Below are 16,599 nucleotides of genomic sequence, written 5' to 3'. Positions count from 1 at the left end.
CGGTGGTGGGCCGCCACCACCGCGGTCGGCGACTCGCCCTCGCTCGTCCGTGGCGGCCGGCGGTCAGGGAACCAGCGTGATCTCGGGATAGCGCTGGTCCGGCATGTCAAACAGGTGTGTGGCCTGCCCCTTGAGATGCAGGTCGAAGAAGGCGGTGATGTAGGCACGCTGCGCTGCCACCGACCGTGCCGGATCGATCGTGCCGACGAGATCCTTGACCTGGGGCAGCATGACCTGCAGGTCGGTGAACGATCCATGCGCCGCGCCGGCCAGTCTCAGCTCGCGCTTCCACCCGCTGGAGGCGTTCCAGAAGGACTTCCAGGTACGGTCGCCTGCCCGGGTGTGCGCCTGGGCGGCGAACTGCAGGAACGGCCTGCCCACCCCTGTCCGTGCTATGGGACCTACGTAGGAGCCGTCGAGGTTGACGCCCGCGTCGATGCGAGGGTCGTCGTGGGCGAGCTGGGCGGCCACGGATCCGCCGATGGACTGGCCGAGCATCCCGATCTTCGAGAGGTCCATGACACCGCGCAGTCCGGCGATCTTGTCGAGGCGGTCGAGTACGAACCTCATATCCGCCAGGCGGATCTCGGCATGCTTTCTGAGCAGCTTCGCGATGACGTTCGGCGTCAGCTTCGACGGCAGCGGGACGGCCCGCTCGACCCTCCCCCCGGGGAACTCGACCTGATCGGCCTCGTAGGTGTGATCCACGGTGACCACCAGGTAGCCACGGCTGGCCAGCTCCTCTACGAGCACCGTGCCGAGGGTCCGCGGTCCACCGTCCCCCGGCGCGAACAGTACCACCGGCAGCGACCCGGCCTTCCGGCCGACCGGCGCCCCTTCCCGGGCGTGGGTCGTCGTGGCAGCCCAGTCCATGCTGCCCTGCTTGATTCCCATCGCGGGTGCCGAATGCCGGTCCCAGTCGGCTGCCGCCATCTGTGACATGTGCGGTGCCAAAGGACGATTGGAGGGTCCGGCCGGATACCAGAGGCTCACCATCAGCTCCCGATACGGCCGCGCCTTCACCAGCGGATCCCGCCGCGACGAGTCGACCAGCCGCAACGCGCGAGTGCCGATCGAATACCGCCCCGTGGGGGCAGGCAACGTCAACCTGGTGGCAGGGGCGGAGGAAACGGCGAGCCTGGTGGCTGCCTCGGCGATCGTCGCGCCGCTGCCGGTGATCGCGGCCGTGACGGAGGAGGCGTTGGCGGGGTGGGCTGTCAACGTGATGGCGGCGGTGGTCGCGAGGGCGAGCGAGGCGATGGCCACGCGGCGGCGCGTGAATGCGGTGGTCGGCATGTGGTCGGCTCCGTTCTCGATGCGTAATCGTGGTTCAGGAGCTTTCCAGCGGTCTTCCGGCCCGCACGAGCGGCAGGGAGCTGATCCGGCCATACGACTTCGGGCTGACCCTCCTCCCGCAGGAGGAGAGAATTCGGGCTGGTAGGTCGCTTAGTGTGGCGGTATGAACGGCCGGCCCTGGATGCTCGACGCCCTGCTGGCCGCCGTGATCTTCCTTGTCACACTCGGCCCCGGCCAGGTTCTGCGGGGCGGTCTTGAGGTTGTTCTCCTCCAGGTCGGCCTTGTGCTGCCCCTGGTGTGGCGGCGGCGCGCCCCGCTGACGGTGTTCACGTTGATCGCGGCGGTGGCAGGCCTTCAGTGGCTGGCTGGTGTGCAACTGCCCGCCGACGTGGCGCTGCTGGTGGCCCTGTACAGCGTCGGCACGCACGCGACGTGGCGGCGCACGCTCGCGGCCGCGGCGGTGGTCGAGGCCGGGGCGGTGCTGGCCTCGGCACGGTGGGCGCCAGAGGGGCGGTTCCTCCTGTCGGTGGTGGCGTTGACGGCGATGACTGCCGCCGCGGCCGTCACCGGCACGAGCATGCGGACCAGGCGTGCCTACCTCGCCGCGCTGGAACGCGACCGCGACCAGCGGGCCCGGCTCGCGGTCGCCGAGGACCGGGCTCGGATGGCACGCGACATGCACGACATCGTCACCCATAACCTCTCCGTCATGATCGCTCTCGCTGACAGCGCCCACTACGTCCGCGCCAGTGCCCCGGACAAGGCGGCCGCCGCCATCGGCCAGATAGCGGAAACCGGCCGCCAGGCCTTGGCCGACATGCGCCGTAGCCTCGCCCTGCACGCCAATGACCACGAGCCGGACGCTGCCGATGGGACGGGATTGCGGGCGGCCGAAGACCTGCGGCGGCACCCAACGCCCGGTCTCGCCCAGCTCCCGGCCCTGGTCGACCGGCTGCGAGCTGCCGGGCTCGCAACCAGCCTCCAGGTGTACGGCGACGCCGCCCAGATCCCGGCCGCCGCCCAGCTCACCGTCTACCGCCTGGTCCAGGAAGCCCTGACCAACGCGCTCAAACACACCTCGCCCGGAACCCGTGCCGAGGTCCGGGTCGAGGTCTCGCCCGAGGCCGTCACCCTGGAGGTCACCAACAACGGCACCACCCCGGCAACCATCGGCGGCGGGCACGGCATCAAAGGCATGCGCGACCGGGTGGCCGCCTACGGCGGAACCTTCTGGGCGGGTCCATTCCCGGCAGGAGGCTGGCAGGTATCGGCCCGGCTGGATCTCACCGCACCCCACCATGGGATGCTCCAGGAAGGCTCGCGAGGCGGGAGCGCGGCGTGACGATTCGAATCCTGCTCGCCGATGACGAGTCGTTGCTGCGCATGGCCTTCACGATGGTTCTCGAGATCCAGCCCGACATGTCGGTGGTAGGTGAGGCCGCCGACGGCGCCCAGGCCGAACGCCTGGCACGTCAGCTCCACCCCGACGTCGTCCTCATGGACATTCGCATGCCGGGCACCGACGGCATCGAGGCCACCCGCCGGATTGTCCGTGACTGCCCGCAGACCCGAGTGCTCATTCTGACCACCTTCGACCTGGACGAATACGCCTTCGCAGGCCTCAAGGCAGGCGCGTCCGGCTTCCTGCTGAAGAACTCCCGCCCGGACGATCTGCTGGCCGCCATCCGCAGCATCGCCGACGGCGACGCGGTGGTGTCCCCGAGGATCACCCGTCGCCTGCTGGAGAACTTCGCCCCGCAACTGCTCAACGGCAGCGGTCCCGGTCAGGACGAACGACTCGCCCGCCTGACCACCCGCGAACGCCAAGTGCTCATCCAGGTAGGCCGCGGCCTATCCAACGCGGAGATCGCTGCGGCCCTGCACCTGGCCGAAGCAACCGTGAAGACCCACTTGGGCAGAATCCTGGACAAACTCCAGCTACGCGACCGGGTACAGGCCGTGGTTTTCGCCTACGAGTCCCGCCTCATCCAGCCGGGTTGACCAGCCCGTACGGGTCCCGCTCCGGCGGCTGGGGGCGATGAACGACAGCAGCTCGTCGGAGACGTCGCGGCCCTGGGCACGGAGCTCGCCGATCGCCTTGCCGTAGTACTCGGTGGTCCAGGTGATCACGGCGTTGGTGAGCAGGGTGAGGCGCCACGGCATCTATCACCTCTGGGTCCAGGGCGCGCATGATGACGGGCGACCTCCACCTGGTCGTCGCTGCCGGGTCGTACCCAGCATCAAAACCGGGTCAACCCGACGACCGGGGGATGGTCCCGCCCCCGGGGCGTCACACGACGGCGACGGCGTCGATCTCGACGAGGAACCCGGGGCCCAAGCCGGCGACGACGTGGACCGTGATGGCCGGGGGTGGGTCGGCCGGGTTCCACGCCTGCTGGAAGGCGGCAAAACCCTCGTTCAATGCGTGGCCGTCCACCACGGCGATGGACCAGTGCACGATGTTCGCCAGGCTCGCCCCCTCGCTCTCCAGGATGGTCGCGAGGTTGCGCAACGCCTGGCTGCTCTGCTCCCCGACTGTGGGACCGACGACCTTACCGGCGGCGTCGACGCCGTTCTGCCCGCCGATGTAGATCGTCTTCGTCGGCTGTTCGACCACGACGGCCTGGCTGAAGGCCGGGTTGCGGTGCAGCCCCTCAGGGTTGATGTGCCGTGTGCTCATGTGCCGCCCTCCGCTGACGATGACACCGGTTATAGTGGTTTTATGCGAGCGAGTGCAACCGGACGGGTGCTGCACGACCCCAAGGGAGGGTCCTTCTGGTTCGACGCCGGTGCCGTCTGCCTGGACTTCGCCCACACGGGCGGCGAGGGCCGGTACGCGGTGTTCGAGACCCTCCACGAGCCCGCCGACCTAGGTGAATGGCTGGCCCAGCCGCCGCTGGCCGCGGTCATGACGGTCCCCGTGACGGCCCGCGAGCTGACCGCGGCCAAGGCCCTCCGCCAGGCGATCTGGGACGCGGCGCACGCCCGGGCGGCGCGTCGCCCCCTCCCCGCCGGGGCGGTCGCGGCCATCAACCGGGCCGCGGCCGCGGCGCCGCTGGTCCCCGAGCTCGCCGCCGGCGGCACGACCGCGGGGTGGGCGCCGCCGGTGCGGGCAACGCAAGCGCTGTCGGCGCTGGCGCGGGAGATGATCGAGCTGCTGTCCGGGCCGCTCTCCGGGCGCATCCGCGAGTGCGCGAGCGACGACTGCCCGCTGGTGTTCGTCGACTCGTCCCGCCCCGGCGCTCGGCGCTGGTGCGCGATGGAGCGCTGCGGCAACCGCCACAAGCTCCGGGCTCTCCGCGCCCGGCGGGCCATGAACCCATGACACAGCCTCAAGCTGTTGTCCCAGCCCGTACGTGCCCGTTCCCACTGACTTCCCATGGGGCCGATCGATGGCCTCGTGGCGGCGGGCCGGAGGTGCCCGGCGAACGCCTATGTCCGTTTCGGACCTTGAGTTCTCAGTTCAGGCCGTGCGGCGCTGGGCGGGACCGCCGCGAGCAAGGTGCGGTCTGCGACGTTGCGTGAGAATGGGGTGTGTGAGCCGTAGTTCGGCGGCCCCTTCCTGCGCCGACTGCGGCGGCCCGCTGCCTGCGGGGTCGCGCAGGACCTGGCCGGTCGGCCCCGCTCAGCCCTGCGGCTTGCGCCAGGTGATGCTGTAGCGCAACAGCAGGTGGCGGCGGTACCGGGAGCCGGGCAGGATCTCGGCGGCCAGCGCTCGCATCTGCGGGTAGGTCACCGGTGGCGGCCACACCATGGGGGACGGATGCTCCCAGTGGCCCTTCGTGGCGCGGTGGAAGGTACCGGCGGCGACGCCGGCCAGGTCGCGCGGCAGGTCGTTGGGCATGGTGCTGCGGGCGAGGCCGACGATGGCCAGGACGCCGCTGGGGCGCAGCAGGTCGCGCATGCGGGCCAATCCGGTGGCGGCGTCCATGTGGTGCAAGGTGGCCACGGATGCGACGACGTCGAACGAGGCGGGCTCGAAGGGATGGGTGAGGAAGTCGCCGAGGATGTAGCCGATGTCGTCCGGGTGCTCGCGGGCTTGGTCGATGCTGGGCGCGTCGAGGTCGATGCCGGTGACGTGCGGCACGGCCTGCCGCAGTTCACGGGCGAGCATGCCCTCGCCGCAGCCGACGTCGAGGGCGCGCTGGGCGCCATCGGGGACCGCGCTGAGGATGCGGGGGTGGTAATGGATGTTGTGGTTCCATCGCCTGCCGTCACTACCTGGACGTCCTCGGGTCATGACGGCCGCCCGCCGAACTGCCAGTCGTGCACCTCGATGTCGGCGTACCGGTCCGGGGTCAGGATGGCGCGTGCCGTGTCCGGGTCCGGCGCCCGGACCAGCGCCGCCGTGCCCAGCCAGGTGGCGCCGTCGTCGGACAACAACGGCCCGTAGGCGATCAGCACGTCCCGGTCGGGCGGTACGGCGAGGTCGGCGGCCTGCCCCGTGCCGAGGCCGAGCACCAGGTACCGGTTGCCGCCGGTCCGGCCGCCGGGGAAGTCCCACATGGTGCGCCCCAGCGTGTTGCGCCACCGTCGCAGCAACACGTCCCGGTACACGCCGGCCTGGTAGTTCGGCTCGTCGAAGGCGAACGCGCGGGCGGCGACGGGATCGGGCAGGTCGACGATGTGCACGCTGCCGGTGGGTGTGTCGCCGGCGAGGGTCGGGCCCCGGGCGGTCATCTCCTTCGCATACCGGTCCATATAGGACCAATGCTCTTCCAGTAGCTCGTCGCGCAGCGCTACGGAGCCGGGCCGGTCGCGGTGGTAGCAGAAGAACTCCATGCCCATAGTCTTCACCTACCAACAGATCACTTCGCACAAGTCATCCCGGAAACACCCGGGTGCACCGCGCGATCAACGCCTACTTCGTCCCTGGCCGTAGCTGACCGCTCCCGCGCACGCCTCGCGGGCGTCGACCAGACCCACGCCCGGCCTCCGACGGCGCGCTGCGGGAGAACATCACCCGTGCCACCAACATGGTCGAGTCCTGCGACGCCTTCGCCAACTGGATCGGGTTCGGGACATCGCCGGTCACCACGCGATGCCCGGAGAGACGATGATCAGCGTGGCTGCGGCTGCTCGGGTGTGGTCGTGCGGTAGCCGGGTTCTTCGTGCCGCCGATGTTCATGGGCGTGGAACGCGGTCCAGCACGTCAGCAGGGCCACCGCGAACGCGGGCAGCCAGGCCAGCCGGGCGAACATCCAGGCTGGACTGTCCGGGACGACGAGCCGGCCGTCGAGGTCCTCGACGGCGGGCGAGGCTCCCGCAAGGCAGAGGGCGGCTACGGCCTGGTCGGGATGCGGGAGCGAGCCAGCATGCTGCGGGGAAGCTTCTCCGCAGGACCGCGTCCCGAGGGCGGCTTCCGGGTGACGGCCCGCCTGCCCCTGCCGGCGGCAGTGCGATGACGGTCCACATCGTCCTGGCCGACGACCAGCCGCTGATCCGCGCCGCCCTGCAGATGATCATCACCGCCGCCCCCGACCTGGAACTCGTGGGCGAGGCCGCCAACGGGCACGAAGCCGTGCGCCTGGCCGAGGAACTGCGTCCCGGCGTCGTCGTGATGGACATGGGCCGTGACCGACCAGCGTCTCAACGTCGGCGGTGCTGCTGCAGCTGCTTCGGGCCGCCGCGACGGTCACATCGGATCGGCTCCGGCCTGAGCGTTTCAAGTGCTGTTGGGTTGGCGAGGGTCGTGGAGGAGTTCGGCGGTGGCATCCCACAGCGCGCGCTGGGCTGTTTCGCTGCGGCCGACCTCCGGGCATTCCAATGGCCTGGCGGTCTTGGCGGCGAAGTAGCCTCCCGTGATGCCGGCGAAGGCGGGGTCGGTCGTGAGTTTCACGATGATGTCGGCGCCGTGCTGGGGGTTGCCGATGTTCAGCCGGGTGAGGACCCTCTCCAGGGTCTCGGCGAGGGGGAGTTCACGCCCGAGCCCGGTGGCATTGAAGCCCGGGCACAGGCAGGTGACCGCGACGCCCGTTCCCTCAAGCCGGCGACCGAGTTCCTGGGTGAACATGATGTCCATCAGCTTGGTCCGGCCGTACAGCAGGCTCGACTCGCGGCGGGTGAAGTCCGCCGTGTCGGTCAGGTCCTTGAACGGGTCGATGATGTTGGCCCGGCGTGAGGCCCGGGAGGCGACCGTGACGATCCGGGCGGGTGCCGAGGCGGTGAGCTTGTCGCGCAGAGCGTTGGTGAGCGCCCAGGGCGCGAGGTAGTTCACTGCGGTCATCTCGGCGAATCCCTCAGAGGTGACCCGCTGGGAGAAGGCATGCAGACCCGCATTGTTGATCAGTGCGTTGATCCGCGGATAGTGCGCATCGATCTGCTCTGCGGACCGCCGAACATCGGCGAGCAGGGACAGATCGGCAAGGAAGACATCCACCGGGGTCTGGGGGGCGATCTGTTCGATCTCCTGCCGCAGCGCGTCTGCTTTGGGCCGGCTGCGGGCGACGATGCCGAGGCGGGCGCCGGTGCGGGCCAGGTCGAGAGCGGCCAGGCGGCCCAAGCCGTTCGTTGCACCAGTCATGACAATGACGGGCCGGGTGTTCATGGGCTCTCCCCTCAAGGGCAGTGATGAGGTACCTCATTAAGGTAGCATTCAATGAGGTACCTCAACAGTTGAGCGGCGGTGAAGAGTGATGACCATGAGTGACCGGATGGCGACACCCGAGGAGATCGGACTGCGGTACCTGTCGCTCGGATACCGCCTGCGCAAAGTCGTCGACGACGGCATGGCAGCCGGGGGGCTGTCGCTGGCCCGCACGAAGGTCTTGCAGGTGCTCGATCGGCGCGGTGCCATGCGGCAGTCGTCACTGGCGCAAGAACTCGGTCACGCCCCTCGGTCGGTCACCCAGTCCGTCGAGGCGCTGGAGCGCGAGGGACTGGTCGAACGGGCGGCAGATCCCGAGGACGGGCGCTCCAAACTCGTCAGCCTCACTCCGGAGGGCGCCAGGGCGCTGGCCGCCGGTACGGCAGCCGGCGAGCGCGTCCTGCGCGAGGTCTTCGGGACGCTGGAGCGCGAACAACTGGTGGACCTGGGCAAACTCCTCGACGCCATCGCCGCGGGCCTTGGCGTTTGACACGTGGTGCCGTAGGGGCGAGAACCGGCCGCAACCATCAGGAGGCCTTGCGCTTGGGTTCGTGTCATGAGCCCCAAAGGAGAAGCGTTCGCGCCGACTCCGGGCACCACCGCGACGCATCACCGGACGCGTGGCAAAAACGGTTACCGGGGGTTGCTGGACGCCTCGGACTTTCCGGCACGGTTCTCACACGTGATCAACACGGCTACGAAGCCGCACACGCCGCCAGTCGATCATGATCGTCAAAGGATCCTTTCTCGGACAGCTCCGATGCGGGGAGGAACGTATCGGGACTCGCCGTTGCGTTCCTACCCGGCCCCCGGCTCCTGGCCGGGTGGGGGCAGTTGCTTCCAACCCTGCTCGACCGAGGCGCGACATCTGTCGGGCTGATCTCCTGCGCCGATGAACAGCGCGGTCAGCATGGGGGCGCCGTGGTCAAGCGTCTGGCGGGGCAGAGGGCCGTTGGCGACCAGGGAGACCAGCCCATGGCCGATGGCCCAGCTCTGGATCGCCAGTTCCAGCGGGTCGGTGTCGGCGCGGAAGCGGTCGGTGTCCCTGGCCTGTCGGGCGGCTTGGACCAAATACTCCAGGGTTGCGTCCGCGGCCTTGAGGTCTTCGAGGTCGAAGTTCGCGTCGAACATGACCCGGTACAGGTCGGGGTGGTCCAGGGCGTTGCCGAGGTAGGCGGCGACCAGGGCGGTCAGGTCCCGAACCGGATCCTCGGACGTGGTCACCGTCGAGAACTTGGCCCCCAGGCGGGTGAAGCCCTCCTGTCGCAGCGCCTTCCACATGCCGTCCATGCCGCCGAAGTAGGTGTAGACGGCCATCGTCGATACGCAGGTCCCGGCCACCAGTGAGCGCAGGGTGATGGGCTCGCGGGTGCGGAGCATGTGTGCGGCCCGCTCGATGAGCAGAGTGCGGACCGCTGGGTCCTTCGTCCTCGCCATGGCACCAGAATACATAGCATTGCACTGCTATAGTTTCGGGATCCCGAGCCCACGGGCTCTCACGACAAGGAGTCAACATGGCCATCACCCTGGTGAACCCCGAAGGACTGCCGAAGGTCGACATCTACCGGCAGGTGTCGGTCGCCACCGGATCGAAGCTGGTGTTCATCGCCGGCCAGGTCGCCCGCGATGCCGATGGGGGCAGAGTCGGCGAAGGAGACCTCGCCGCCCAGGTCGAGCAGTGCTACCTCAACATCGCCACCGCCCTGGCCGAGGTCGGCGGCTCCTTCGACGACGTGGCGAAACTGACCGTCTACCTCGTCGACTGGACCCCCGACAAGATGCCCCTGTTTGTGGAGGGAGTCGCCCGGGCCTCCGCGAAGCTGGGCGTCACCCCGCTCCCGCCGCTCACCGGGGTGGGCGTCGCCGCACTGGCCGAGCCCGACATCCTGGTCGAGGTCGAGGCCACCGCGGTCATCAACTGAATAAGAAATAAGTTCGGGGTTCCCGAGCGCCTATGCAGGTCATCCCGCCCCAGGGCCAGGGCGTTCTCTGTGTGGAGCACGTCGCTGTGGCGCTTGAGGAGATCTCGGGATCGGTGAAGCTCCTTCCTCTTCGCTGAGGTTTTTGTAGTGGCGGTGAAGCCGAGGAGGTGCGTGCCGGTCCTGGTCGAGGGCGGTTCGGTCCGGTGCCGAGTGCCTTCCTGGGAGAAGAACGCCTGCTCACGCGGGGCGCGGCTCCGTGCACCAGCTCAGGCGCCCCAGCCGCTTGCCGGCCGGGCCGCCCGCCGTCCTGGGCATCGCTCACTGATCTTTAATGCGTGAAGTCACGGTGGTTTGAGGGCCAGGCCGGTCTCGGCCGGGCAGCCGTCTATCAGATACGGACGGTACTGGATCTTCTTTAGGCCGTGTTTGATGACGCTGATCAGGTGGTCGAGGCCGCACACGGCGAGATTGGCCGGCACGCCCCGGTTCGGCAGCGACCAGATAACCTTCGGCCGGGTCGAGGTCAGGGGCATACGACGGCAGCCGGAAGACGGTGAGCCAGTCGCCGCTGGCCAGGATGAACTGCCGCTTTTCGGTGTAGGTGTGCCGGTTTAGATTGTCCCAGACCACCGACGGAGTCGCCCGTGACCGCGATCCGCGACGGGGCAAGGACAAGGGCGGCGCCCCGTTAGGAAACGTGTTACCAGCCGCAAACCGCAACGTCTCTGCAGGTCAGGAAGGTTCGACCGGTCGGACCCATCGCAGCTCCTCGATGCAAGCCGCTGACCTGCGTCTTCTCTCTCATTTTGCGGCTGGTGAGACGTTTCTTAACGGCACCCCACCTGCGCGGGTTCCGCGCAGGCAGGGTCGCGGGGTGCTGAGGTGGCGAGCGAGAGCACAGCACTGAGTGCGGCGGCACCGTCGAGGAGGGCTTTGGAGCGAGCCGCGATGCCGGCGCCTCTGGCAGCCAGCGCGGAGGCGACGTCCTCCAATCGGCGGGCGCGCCGTAGCTCCGGCATGAGGGCCCGAAGGGGGGCGATGCGGTAACCGGCCCTGCGCAGTTGGTGAACGATCCGCGCATCCCGCACTTGGTTGGGTGTGTATCGCCGCGTTCCTCGCGCGGGGTCGCGGTCAGGGACGACAAGACCCTCGGCATCCCAGTGCCGCAACGTCGAAGGGCGCACGCCGAGGGCGGCGGCGAGTTCGGAGACGCCCATCGAGTCCGATGCGCGTACGTCTTCGATCGGCTCGCTGGAGATCGCCCGGGCGGCCTCCTCGGCCTGCCTCAGTTCCGTGCGCTCCGCGTCGAGCCGGGCGTGCGCCGCGTCGAGAAGGGCGAGCACCTGCGAGGTAGGTGACCGGTGGACGGCCCGAACGATCTTCTTGGCCTCAGTAGGACCCGCGCCTGCCGCGAGGGCTCGGTAGGCCAACGCGGACTGTAGATGTATCTCTCCATAGATCCGGTAGCCCGTAGCCGTGCGCGTCGCCGGCGGCAGCACACCGTCGCGTTCGAGATTGCGCACCTGTTGAACGGAGCACCCGGCACGCCGCGCGACATCGACGGTACGCATGCCCCACGATTTGAGACCTGACACCCCGAAACCCCTCACCCTCAGCCCCAAAGTCTCCATAAGCACTTTAATGAAACGCTAGAGCACATGACCATAGACGAGATCATCAGTTTCATCGGCGGCCTCGACGGCGTCTTGACCCTCAGGCCGGCACCTGGCGACGGCTCGCCGGAGATCAGCTGGGGCGACACCTTCTTCTACTACGCGCCTGATGGTGTCACCCCGACAACGACCCAGCCCTTCGCGACGGTCGTGACCAAGAACTACCCCGGCGACGAGGCATCGCGCCTGGACCGGCCGGACACCTTCCGCGTGAACATCTCCGCCGGGAAAGAAGCGTTCATCCGGTGGACCGGTCACGCGCCACGCGAATCAGCCGCCACCGAGGTCGACCCCAGCGCTGCCGACACCGTGATCGCGCACCCCGTCTACGGCGCCGCCGGCTGGCTGGCAGTGCTGAACCCGGGCTCGCGTGCTGAAGCGGCAACCCGTGAGCTGCTGTGTACGGCCCATCACCTCGCACGCTCGCGCTATGAGCGACGCGCTGAATCCACGGCGCGCTGACGTGAGGTGGCCCTGGAGATCATGGAGTTTGAGGTGGCGTTCCCCACCCGAGGTCTGCCTGCTGGTTGGTCTCCGATGGCTCGTCCAAGAGCACCGTTGGGGGCCGCCGTGAGCAGGGAGTGGCCAATCAACGCACCCGGACACCGTCCGGCGCCTGTGGACCGCCTCCGAGGAACTCACCGGTGTCACCTTCCCCGAGCGGCTGCACGCGACAGCCCTCAAGCATGAACCCCAGCTCCCTGGAGCCGACGCCCCGATCGACCCCTGGGGTCGGAAGCGGACAGCGCGTTCGGGGCAAACCCCCAGCCTAGGCCGGGGTGCGGTCCACCAGAACGCGGGCGAGAGCGACGGTGATGACGCCGGCCAGCACGACGGAGAGCAGGCCGACGCGCAGGCTGGTGAGGTCGGCGACGAATCCGACGAGGGGCGGGGACAGCAGGGATCCACCACGCAGCAGCCAGCTGACGATGGTCAGACCGGTACCGGCGGGCAGTCCGGGCAGTTCGTCCGCGGCGTGCATGGCAGCGGGGACGAGGGTGGCGACGCCGAGCCCGGCGAGCGCGAAGCCGGCCAGCGCGGTGCCCACGGTGGGCACGGCGAGGGCGGCGCCCATGCCGACGGCTGCCAGGGCGCCGCCGGCGTGGACGACGGTGCGCTGGCCGAAGCGGTTCACGACGCGGTCGCCCGCGAGACGGCCGACGGTCATGGCGACTTGAAGCGCCACGACGGCCAGCCCCGCGGTGGCGGCATCGGTGCGCAGGTCGCCGCTGAGGTAGAGGGCGCCCCAGGACGCGCCGGCGTCCTCGACAAGCGCACCGCATGCGGCCAGCACGCCCAGCGCGACGAGCATCCATACGGCCGAATCGGTGAACGAACGCCGGCCTTTGCGGTGGGGTGGCGGGGCTGCCGGATGGCCGCCCGCGGCGCCGAGGTCCTGAGCTTCGGCGGGCCGTTCGATGTCTTCGGGGCCGGGCAGCAGGAACCGGTACGCGACGATGGCGACGATGCTGAACAGCGTCGCGGAGATGCTCAGATGGACCACCAGGGGGATGCGCAGGCCGGCGGCGGCCGAGCCCATCACGCCGCCCAGGACCGCGCCGATGCTCCACACCCCGTGCAGCGAATTGAGGATGGAGCGCCGGTAGAGGCGCTGGACCCGCAGGCCGTGGGCGTTCTGCGCGACGTCGACGACCGCGTCCAGAGCGCCAACGACGAACAGCGCGCCGCCCAGCGCGACCCAGTTCGGCGCGAAGGGGATGACCAGCGTCGCGAGAGTGGTCACGACGATCCCGAACGCCGCCACGCGCGCGGAGTGGAACCGGCGGATGGCGGCTCCGGCGAGCAGCCCGGCCAGCAGCGCGCCGATCGGGTACCCGGCCAGCGCGGTGCCGAAGACGGCGTTGCTCACGCCGAGGTCGGCCTTGATCTGCGGGTAGCGCGGGATGATGTTGAAGAACACGGCGCCGTTGGTGAGGAACAGCGCCGCGACGGCGGCGCGGGCCAGGCGTGTCTGACGGGTGGGCGCGGTGAGGGGGGCAGCGGGCATCGGCTTTCCGATCACATAGGCGCATGCAGGTGAGGGAGGGGATCAGCGCAGGTAGCGGTGGATGGCGTGGCGGACCTGCTCGGGCGTCATCGGGTCGGTCGACAGGGCGCTGTGCAGCACGAGCCCTTCGATGAGCGCGTCGAGCTCCCGGGCGGTGGTGGCGTCGAAATGGCGCTCCAGCGCCCGGCGGCTGCGTGTCATCCAGGCCTGCGTGACAGCCCTCAGGGCCGGGTTGCGCGCTGCGGCCACGTAAAGCTCCACGGACAAGACGAGGTCGTGCTGTGAGCCGAGCAGGTTGTCCGACACCAGCGTGATGACGGCCTCGACCGCCGCGTCACGGTCGCGGGCCGCGCTCAACCGCTCGTCGAAGACGCGGGCCGCCGCGTCGGCGTGCCGGGTGAACGCTTCGGTCAGCACCTCCTCCAGCGATGTGAAGTGGTAGGTCATCGAGCCCAGCGGCACGTCCGCGGCGCGGGCGATCTCCCGGTGCGTCGTCCCGGCGACGCCACGCTCGGCGATGACGGTGAGCGCGGCGTCGATCAGCCGGTCCCGCCGCCTAGGGTCGTGCCGCCGCGCCCGCCGTGGAGCGGGTGACCGCGAGGCGGTGGGATCGCTCATGCCCTACCCGGCCCGATCGTGCGGATCACGCGGGCGGGATTGCCCACTGCGACCACGTTCGCCGGGAGATCGCGGGTCACCACCGTGCCGGCACCGACCACGGTGTTCTCCCCGATCGTGACCCCGGCCAGGACGATCGCCCCGCTGCCCAGCCACACGTTGTCGCCGATGCTGATCGGCTTGGCGGCCTCCCACTTCGCCCGGCGCAGCTCCGGATCCACCGGATGCGTCGGCGTCAAGAGCTGCACATTCGACCCGATCTGCACATCGTCTCCGATAGTGATCGGCGCGACATCCAAGGCGACGAGACCGAAGTTGGCAAACGATCGCGCGCCGATGCTGAGGTGGCTGCCGTAGTCCACCCGCAGCGGCGGCCGGATCACCGTACCCTCGCCGATCGCGCCGAACAACTCGGTGAGCAGCCGGTACCGCTCCTGCGGGTCGCGGGCCGAGGTCGCGTTGTAGGCGTCCATCAGGTCGGCGGCCCGCAGCATGTGCTCGGCCAGCTCCGGGTCATCGGCGATGTAGAGGTCACCGGCGAGCATCCGCTCGCTCATCGAACGGCCATCAAGGTCAGATATCATAGGTACGAGCGTACACATTCAATGTACTCATGTACATATCGGCGAAAAGCGTGACAGCGTCGATGTCGACGTCCGCCAAGACGGTCACCACTCCACTGGGTGTCGACGCATGAAAGGGCTCTGACTTCGCCGGCCCGCAGATCAGCCCTCAGCGCCAGCAACCACGACGGAGTCCTTCCACCTCGGTGCGGAACATCGCGTCACAGGAGGTCAGGGGCAGGTTCGTTGGATTCTGTTTCATTGCTACTGGGACCCCAGGAAATCCCAGAGTTCCCGCGAACCCAAAGGTCGAGTCCAGGCTGTTGGGGTGGTCTGGGAGGTTGTGCACCCTTGGGTTCGCCGGAACCCAAGGCCGTCTACGGTCAGCCGTTCCCGGAGTGGCACCGGGCGGCGCTCCAGCGCCCGGCGACGCGAGACCACCCCGGCCCGGCGAGCAGTCAAGGCGCCTGAGCCGGTCCGGTGTACGGTGCCAACTCCCGCGTGAGCAGGCGTCCTCTGCCAGGGCGGCGCCCAGCACCGGACCGAGTCATCCCCGACCGGGCCGGCACACGACTCCTCGGCTTCACCACCACGACAAAAACCTCAACGAAGAGGAAGAGGCTTCACCGATCCCGAGACCCCTTCAACCGCCAAAGCGACGTGCTCTGCACGGAGAACGCCCAGGTCCTGGAGCTATGGCCACGATGGAGAGCTCAGGGAACTGTGGGGTTATCCCTTAATAAGGCGGAGTTCCGTGTCGATGCCGTGCATGGCAGGGCTCCAGCCGAGTTCCCTGCCCGCGGCGGCGCCGGACAGGCGCTGGGAGTAGGTGAGGGCCTCGGCGAACGGCCCCATGGCGGCCAGGGCGGCCTGGAGGGGGAGGGAGGCGACGGCCCCACCGGCGCCGAGGGCATGGCTCGCCCGCACGGCGAAGTCGCGGTAGGACAGGGACTCCCCGTTCGTCGCGAGGTACAGTGCGCCGGCCGGTGCCGTCCGCACCGCCCGGACGCACAGCTCCGCCAGGTCGTCGACGTGGACGAAGGCCAGCAGGTTGTCGCCGTCGCCGACGTGGTGCACCCGTCCGGAGGTGCTGACGTCGGCGAGAAGCGATTCCGCGATGAAACCGCTGGCGCGTCCGTACACCATGGGGGCGCGCACGACCACCGACCGGACACCTGCCTGGGAGGAGCGGCGGATCTCGGCTTCGAGGGCGGAGCGCCAAGCGAGGAAGACCGGCGGGTCATCAGGCGTGTCGACGTCGACCTCGGTGGCCGAGCCGGTGTCACCGGTGCCCAGCGACCCCGTCACGTAGAGGAACGCCTTCTCACTGCCAGCCAGACGGGCGAGCACCGCCCGGACGGCGGCGGTGTCCGTTTCGCGGAACGTGTCAAGGTCGAACGCCCGCCAGGCGAAGACCACCGCGTCGGCTTCCACGGCCCGGTCGATCCACCGCTCGATGTCCCCGACCTCACCCAGATAAGCCCGCACGCCCTTCCCGCCCAGGGCCTCCGCCGCCTTGGCCGACCTGGCGAGTCCGACGACCTCGTGCCCCTGCCCGACGAGCCTGTCGGCGATCGCGCCACCGATGTATCCGCTGGCGCCGACGATGAAGACTTTCACCCGAATCCCTTACCTCAGAGGAGACCATACGAGCGGCGGGCCTCGCTCCTCGCGGAGCGGCCGTCTCCGCGACCCGGCCCCGTCCGGAACAGACCGGCCCACCTCCCGTGAGGTTAGAACCTTGACGCCGGTGTCAAGGCAAATCGGGCGATGGAGCGTGGCGGCGCGGCAGCGGCGAGAAGGTCGCCCGGTGGCGACCGGATCCGAATCGGCATGCCACCTCCCGTGGGGCTCACACAACCGATGACCGGCGCCGCAGAGCTGTTCGCGGCTTGAGCGAGCATGGCTTGTTCCGTGGCGGGGAGCCCGATCC

General features: G+C 69.2%; 21 protein-coding genes. 6 read left to right on the top strand and 15 right to left on the bottom strand.

Going from position 1 to position 16,599, the window contains the following annotated elements; translation table 11 throughout:
* Positions 1 to 63: 63 nt before the first annotated feature.
* Positions 64 to 1,296: a lipase gene (locus ABZU75_RS21795; protein WP_355557004.1), complete on the bottom strand. Its 1,233-nt coding sequence runs from the start codon at positions 1,294 to 1,296 to the stop codon at positions 64 to 66.
* A 163-nt stretch (positions 1,297 to 1,459) separates the two neighbouring features.
* Between ABZU75_RS21795 and ABZU75_RS21790 the strand changes: the two genes are divergently transcribed.
* Positions 1,460 to 2,638, top strand: coding sequence for a histidine kinase (locus ABZU75_RS21790; RefSeq protein ID WP_355557001.1), 1,179 nt, complete (start codon positions 1,460 to 1,462; stop codon positions 2,636 to 2,638).
* The gene (locus ABZU75_RS21785) at positions 2,635 to 3,297 is read left to right on the top strand and encodes a response regulator transcription factor (RefSeq protein WP_355556998.1); all 663 of its coding nucleotides are present in this window, start codon (positions 2,635 to 2,637) and stop codon (positions 3,295 to 3,297) included. Before ABZU75_RS21790 ends, ABZU75_RS21785 begins: the two co-directional genes overlap by 4 nt.
* Here the strand turns inward: ABZU75_RS21785 and ABZU75_RS21780 are convergent.
* A complete protein-coding gene (locus tag ABZU75_RS21780; protein ID WP_355556995.1) occupies positions 3,235 to 3,459 on the bottom strand; it encodes a Tn3 family transposase in 225 nt (74 codons plus the stop codon). The genes ABZU75_RS21785 and ABZU75_RS21780 overlap by 63 nt on opposite strands.
* Before the next feature lie 127 nt (positions 3,460 to 3,586).
* Entirely contained in the window at positions 3,587 to 3,976 is a 390-nt protein-coding gene (locus ABZU75_RS21775) for a RidA family protein (RefSeq protein ID WP_355556992.1), read from the bottom strand.
* Positions 3,977 to 4,018: 42 nt separating this feature from the next.
* Here ABZU75_RS21775 and ABZU75_RS21770 point away from each other — a divergent pair, with 42 nt between their 5' ends.
* Positions 4,019 to 4,621 carry a CGNR zinc finger domain-containing protein gene (locus ABZU75_RS21770; protein ID WP_355556989.1) on the top strand — a complete coding sequence of 201 codons (603 nt, stop codon included), beginning with the start codon at positions 4,019 to 4,021 and terminating at the stop codon, positions 4,619 to 4,621.
* A 300-nt stretch (positions 4,622 to 4,921) separates the two neighbouring features.
* On the opposite strand, the gene ABZU75_RS21765 is transcribed toward ABZU75_RS21770, so the two are convergent.
* The 5 genes from ABZU75_RS21765 to ABZU75_RS21745 all read right to left on the bottom strand — a co-directional run bounded on the left by ABZU75_RS21765 (position 4,922) and on the right by ABZU75_RS21745 (position 7,819).
* Complete coding sequence (locus ABZU75_RS21765; protein WP_355556986.1) at positions 4,922 to 5,536, bottom strand: class I SAM-dependent methyltransferase; 615 nt, start codon at positions 5,534 to 5,536, stop codon at positions 4,922 to 4,924.
* Positions 5,533 to 6,084 (bottom strand): YciI family protein, encoded by a 552-nt coding sequence (locus ABZU75_RS21760; RefSeq protein WP_355556983.1) that lies wholly within the window; start codon positions 6,082 to 6,084, stop codon positions 5,533 to 5,535. Before ABZU75_RS21760 ends, ABZU75_RS21765 begins: the two co-directional genes overlap by 4 nt.
* A gap of 272 nt (positions 6,085 to 6,356) precedes the next feature.
* On the bottom strand, positions 6,357 to 6,497 hold the full coding sequence (locus ABZU75_RS21755; RefSeq protein WP_355556980.1) for a hypothetical protein: 141 nt from the start codon (positions 6,495 to 6,497) through the stop codon (positions 6,357 to 6,359).
* An 80-nt stretch (positions 6,498 to 6,577) separates the two neighbouring features.
* Positions 6,578 to 6,889, bottom strand: a complete 312-nt coding sequence (locus tag ABZU75_RS21750; RefSeq protein WP_355556977.1) for a hypothetical protein — start codon at positions 6,887 to 6,889, stop codon at positions 6,578 to 6,580.
* A 72-nt stretch (positions 6,890 to 6,961) separates the two neighbouring features.
* Positions 6,962 to 7,819: an SDR family NAD(P)-dependent oxidoreductase gene (locus tag ABZU75_RS21745; RefSeq protein ID WP_355556974.1), complete on the bottom strand. Its 858-nt coding sequence runs from the start codon at positions 7,817 to 7,819 to the stop codon at positions 6,962 to 6,964.
* A 118-nt stretch (positions 7,820 to 7,937) separates the two neighbouring features.
* On the opposite strand from ABZU75_RS21745, the gene ABZU75_RS21740 reads away from it, so the two are divergent.
* Positions 7,938 to 8,372 (top strand): MarR family transcriptional regulator, encoded by a 435-nt coding sequence (locus tag ABZU75_RS21740; protein ID WP_355556971.1) that lies wholly within the window; start codon positions 7,938 to 7,940, stop codon positions 8,370 to 8,372.
* A gap of 308 nt (positions 8,373 to 8,680) precedes the next feature.
* On the opposite strand, the gene ABZU75_RS21735 is transcribed toward ABZU75_RS21740, so the two are convergent.
* Entirely contained in the window at positions 8,681 to 9,319 is a 639-nt protein-coding gene (locus ABZU75_RS21735) for a TetR/AcrR family transcriptional regulator (RefSeq protein WP_355556968.1), read from the bottom strand.
* A gap of 77 nt (positions 9,320 to 9,396) precedes the next feature.
* Between ABZU75_RS21735 and ABZU75_RS21730 the strand changes: the two genes are divergently transcribed.
* Positions 9,397 to 9,804, top strand: a complete 408-nt coding sequence (locus tag ABZU75_RS21730; protein ID WP_355556964.1) for a RidA family protein — start codon at positions 9,397 to 9,399, stop codon at positions 9,802 to 9,804.
* A 341-nt stretch (positions 9,805 to 10,145) separates the two neighbouring features.
* Here the strand turns inward: ABZU75_RS21730 and ABZU75_RS21725 are convergent, their stop codons facing one another.
* Positions 10,146 to 10,337 carry a hypothetical protein gene (locus ABZU75_RS21725; RefSeq protein ID WP_355556961.1) on the bottom strand — a complete coding sequence of 64 codons (192 nt, stop codon included), beginning with the start codon at positions 10,335 to 10,337 and terminating at the stop codon, positions 10,146 to 10,148.
* Positions 10,338 to 10,631: 294 nt separating this feature from the next.
* Positions 10,632 to 11,375 (bottom strand): MerR family transcriptional regulator, encoded by a 744-nt coding sequence (locus ABZU75_RS21720; RefSeq protein ID WP_355556958.1) that lies wholly within the window; start codon positions 11,373 to 11,375, stop codon positions 10,632 to 10,634.
* Positions 11,376 to 11,462: 87 nt separating this feature from the next.
* Between ABZU75_RS21720 and ABZU75_RS21715 the strand changes: the two genes are divergently transcribed.
* Positions 11,463 to 11,939, top strand: a complete 477-nt coding sequence (locus ABZU75_RS21715) for a DUF6194 family protein (RefSeq protein WP_355556955.1) — start codon at positions 11,463 to 11,465, stop codon at positions 11,937 to 11,939.
* Positions 11,940 to 12,246: 307 nt separating this feature from the next.
* On the opposite strand, the gene ABZU75_RS21710 is transcribed toward ABZU75_RS21715, so the two are convergent.
* The 4 genes from ABZU75_RS21710 to ABZU75_RS21695 form a co-directional block, all read right to left on the bottom strand.
* Entirely contained in the window at positions 12,247 to 13,485 is a 1,239-nt protein-coding gene (locus ABZU75_RS21710) for an MFS transporter (protein WP_355556952.1), read from the bottom strand.
* Between the two features lie 42 nt (positions 13,486 to 13,527).
* Complete coding sequence (locus tag ABZU75_RS21705) at positions 13,528 to 14,103, bottom strand: TetR family transcriptional regulator (protein WP_355556949.1); 576 nt, start codon at positions 14,101 to 14,103, stop codon at positions 13,528 to 13,530.
* Entirely contained in the window at positions 14,100 to 14,687 is a 588-nt protein-coding gene (locus ABZU75_RS21700; RefSeq protein WP_355556946.1) for a sugar O-acetyltransferase, read from the bottom strand. Before ABZU75_RS21700 ends, ABZU75_RS21705 begins: the two co-directional genes overlap by 4 nt.
* Positions 14,688 to 15,395: 708 nt before the next feature.
* Positions 15,396 to 16,286 (bottom strand): NAD-dependent epimerase/dehydratase family protein, encoded by an 891-nt coding sequence (locus ABZU75_RS21695; RefSeq protein ID WP_355556943.1) that lies wholly within the window; start codon positions 16,284 to 16,286, stop codon positions 15,396 to 15,398.
* Between the last annotated feature and the right edge of the window lie 313 nt (positions 16,287 to 16,599).

Source organism: Streptosporangium sp. NPDC005286, assembly GCF_040607515.1.
GTDB lineage: Bacteria > Actinomycetota > Actinomycetes > Streptosporangiales > Streptosporangiaceae > Streptosporangium.
The sequence above is the reverse complement of the archived record's forward strand: the minus strand, read 5'-3'. Positions and strand labels throughout refer to the sequence as shown.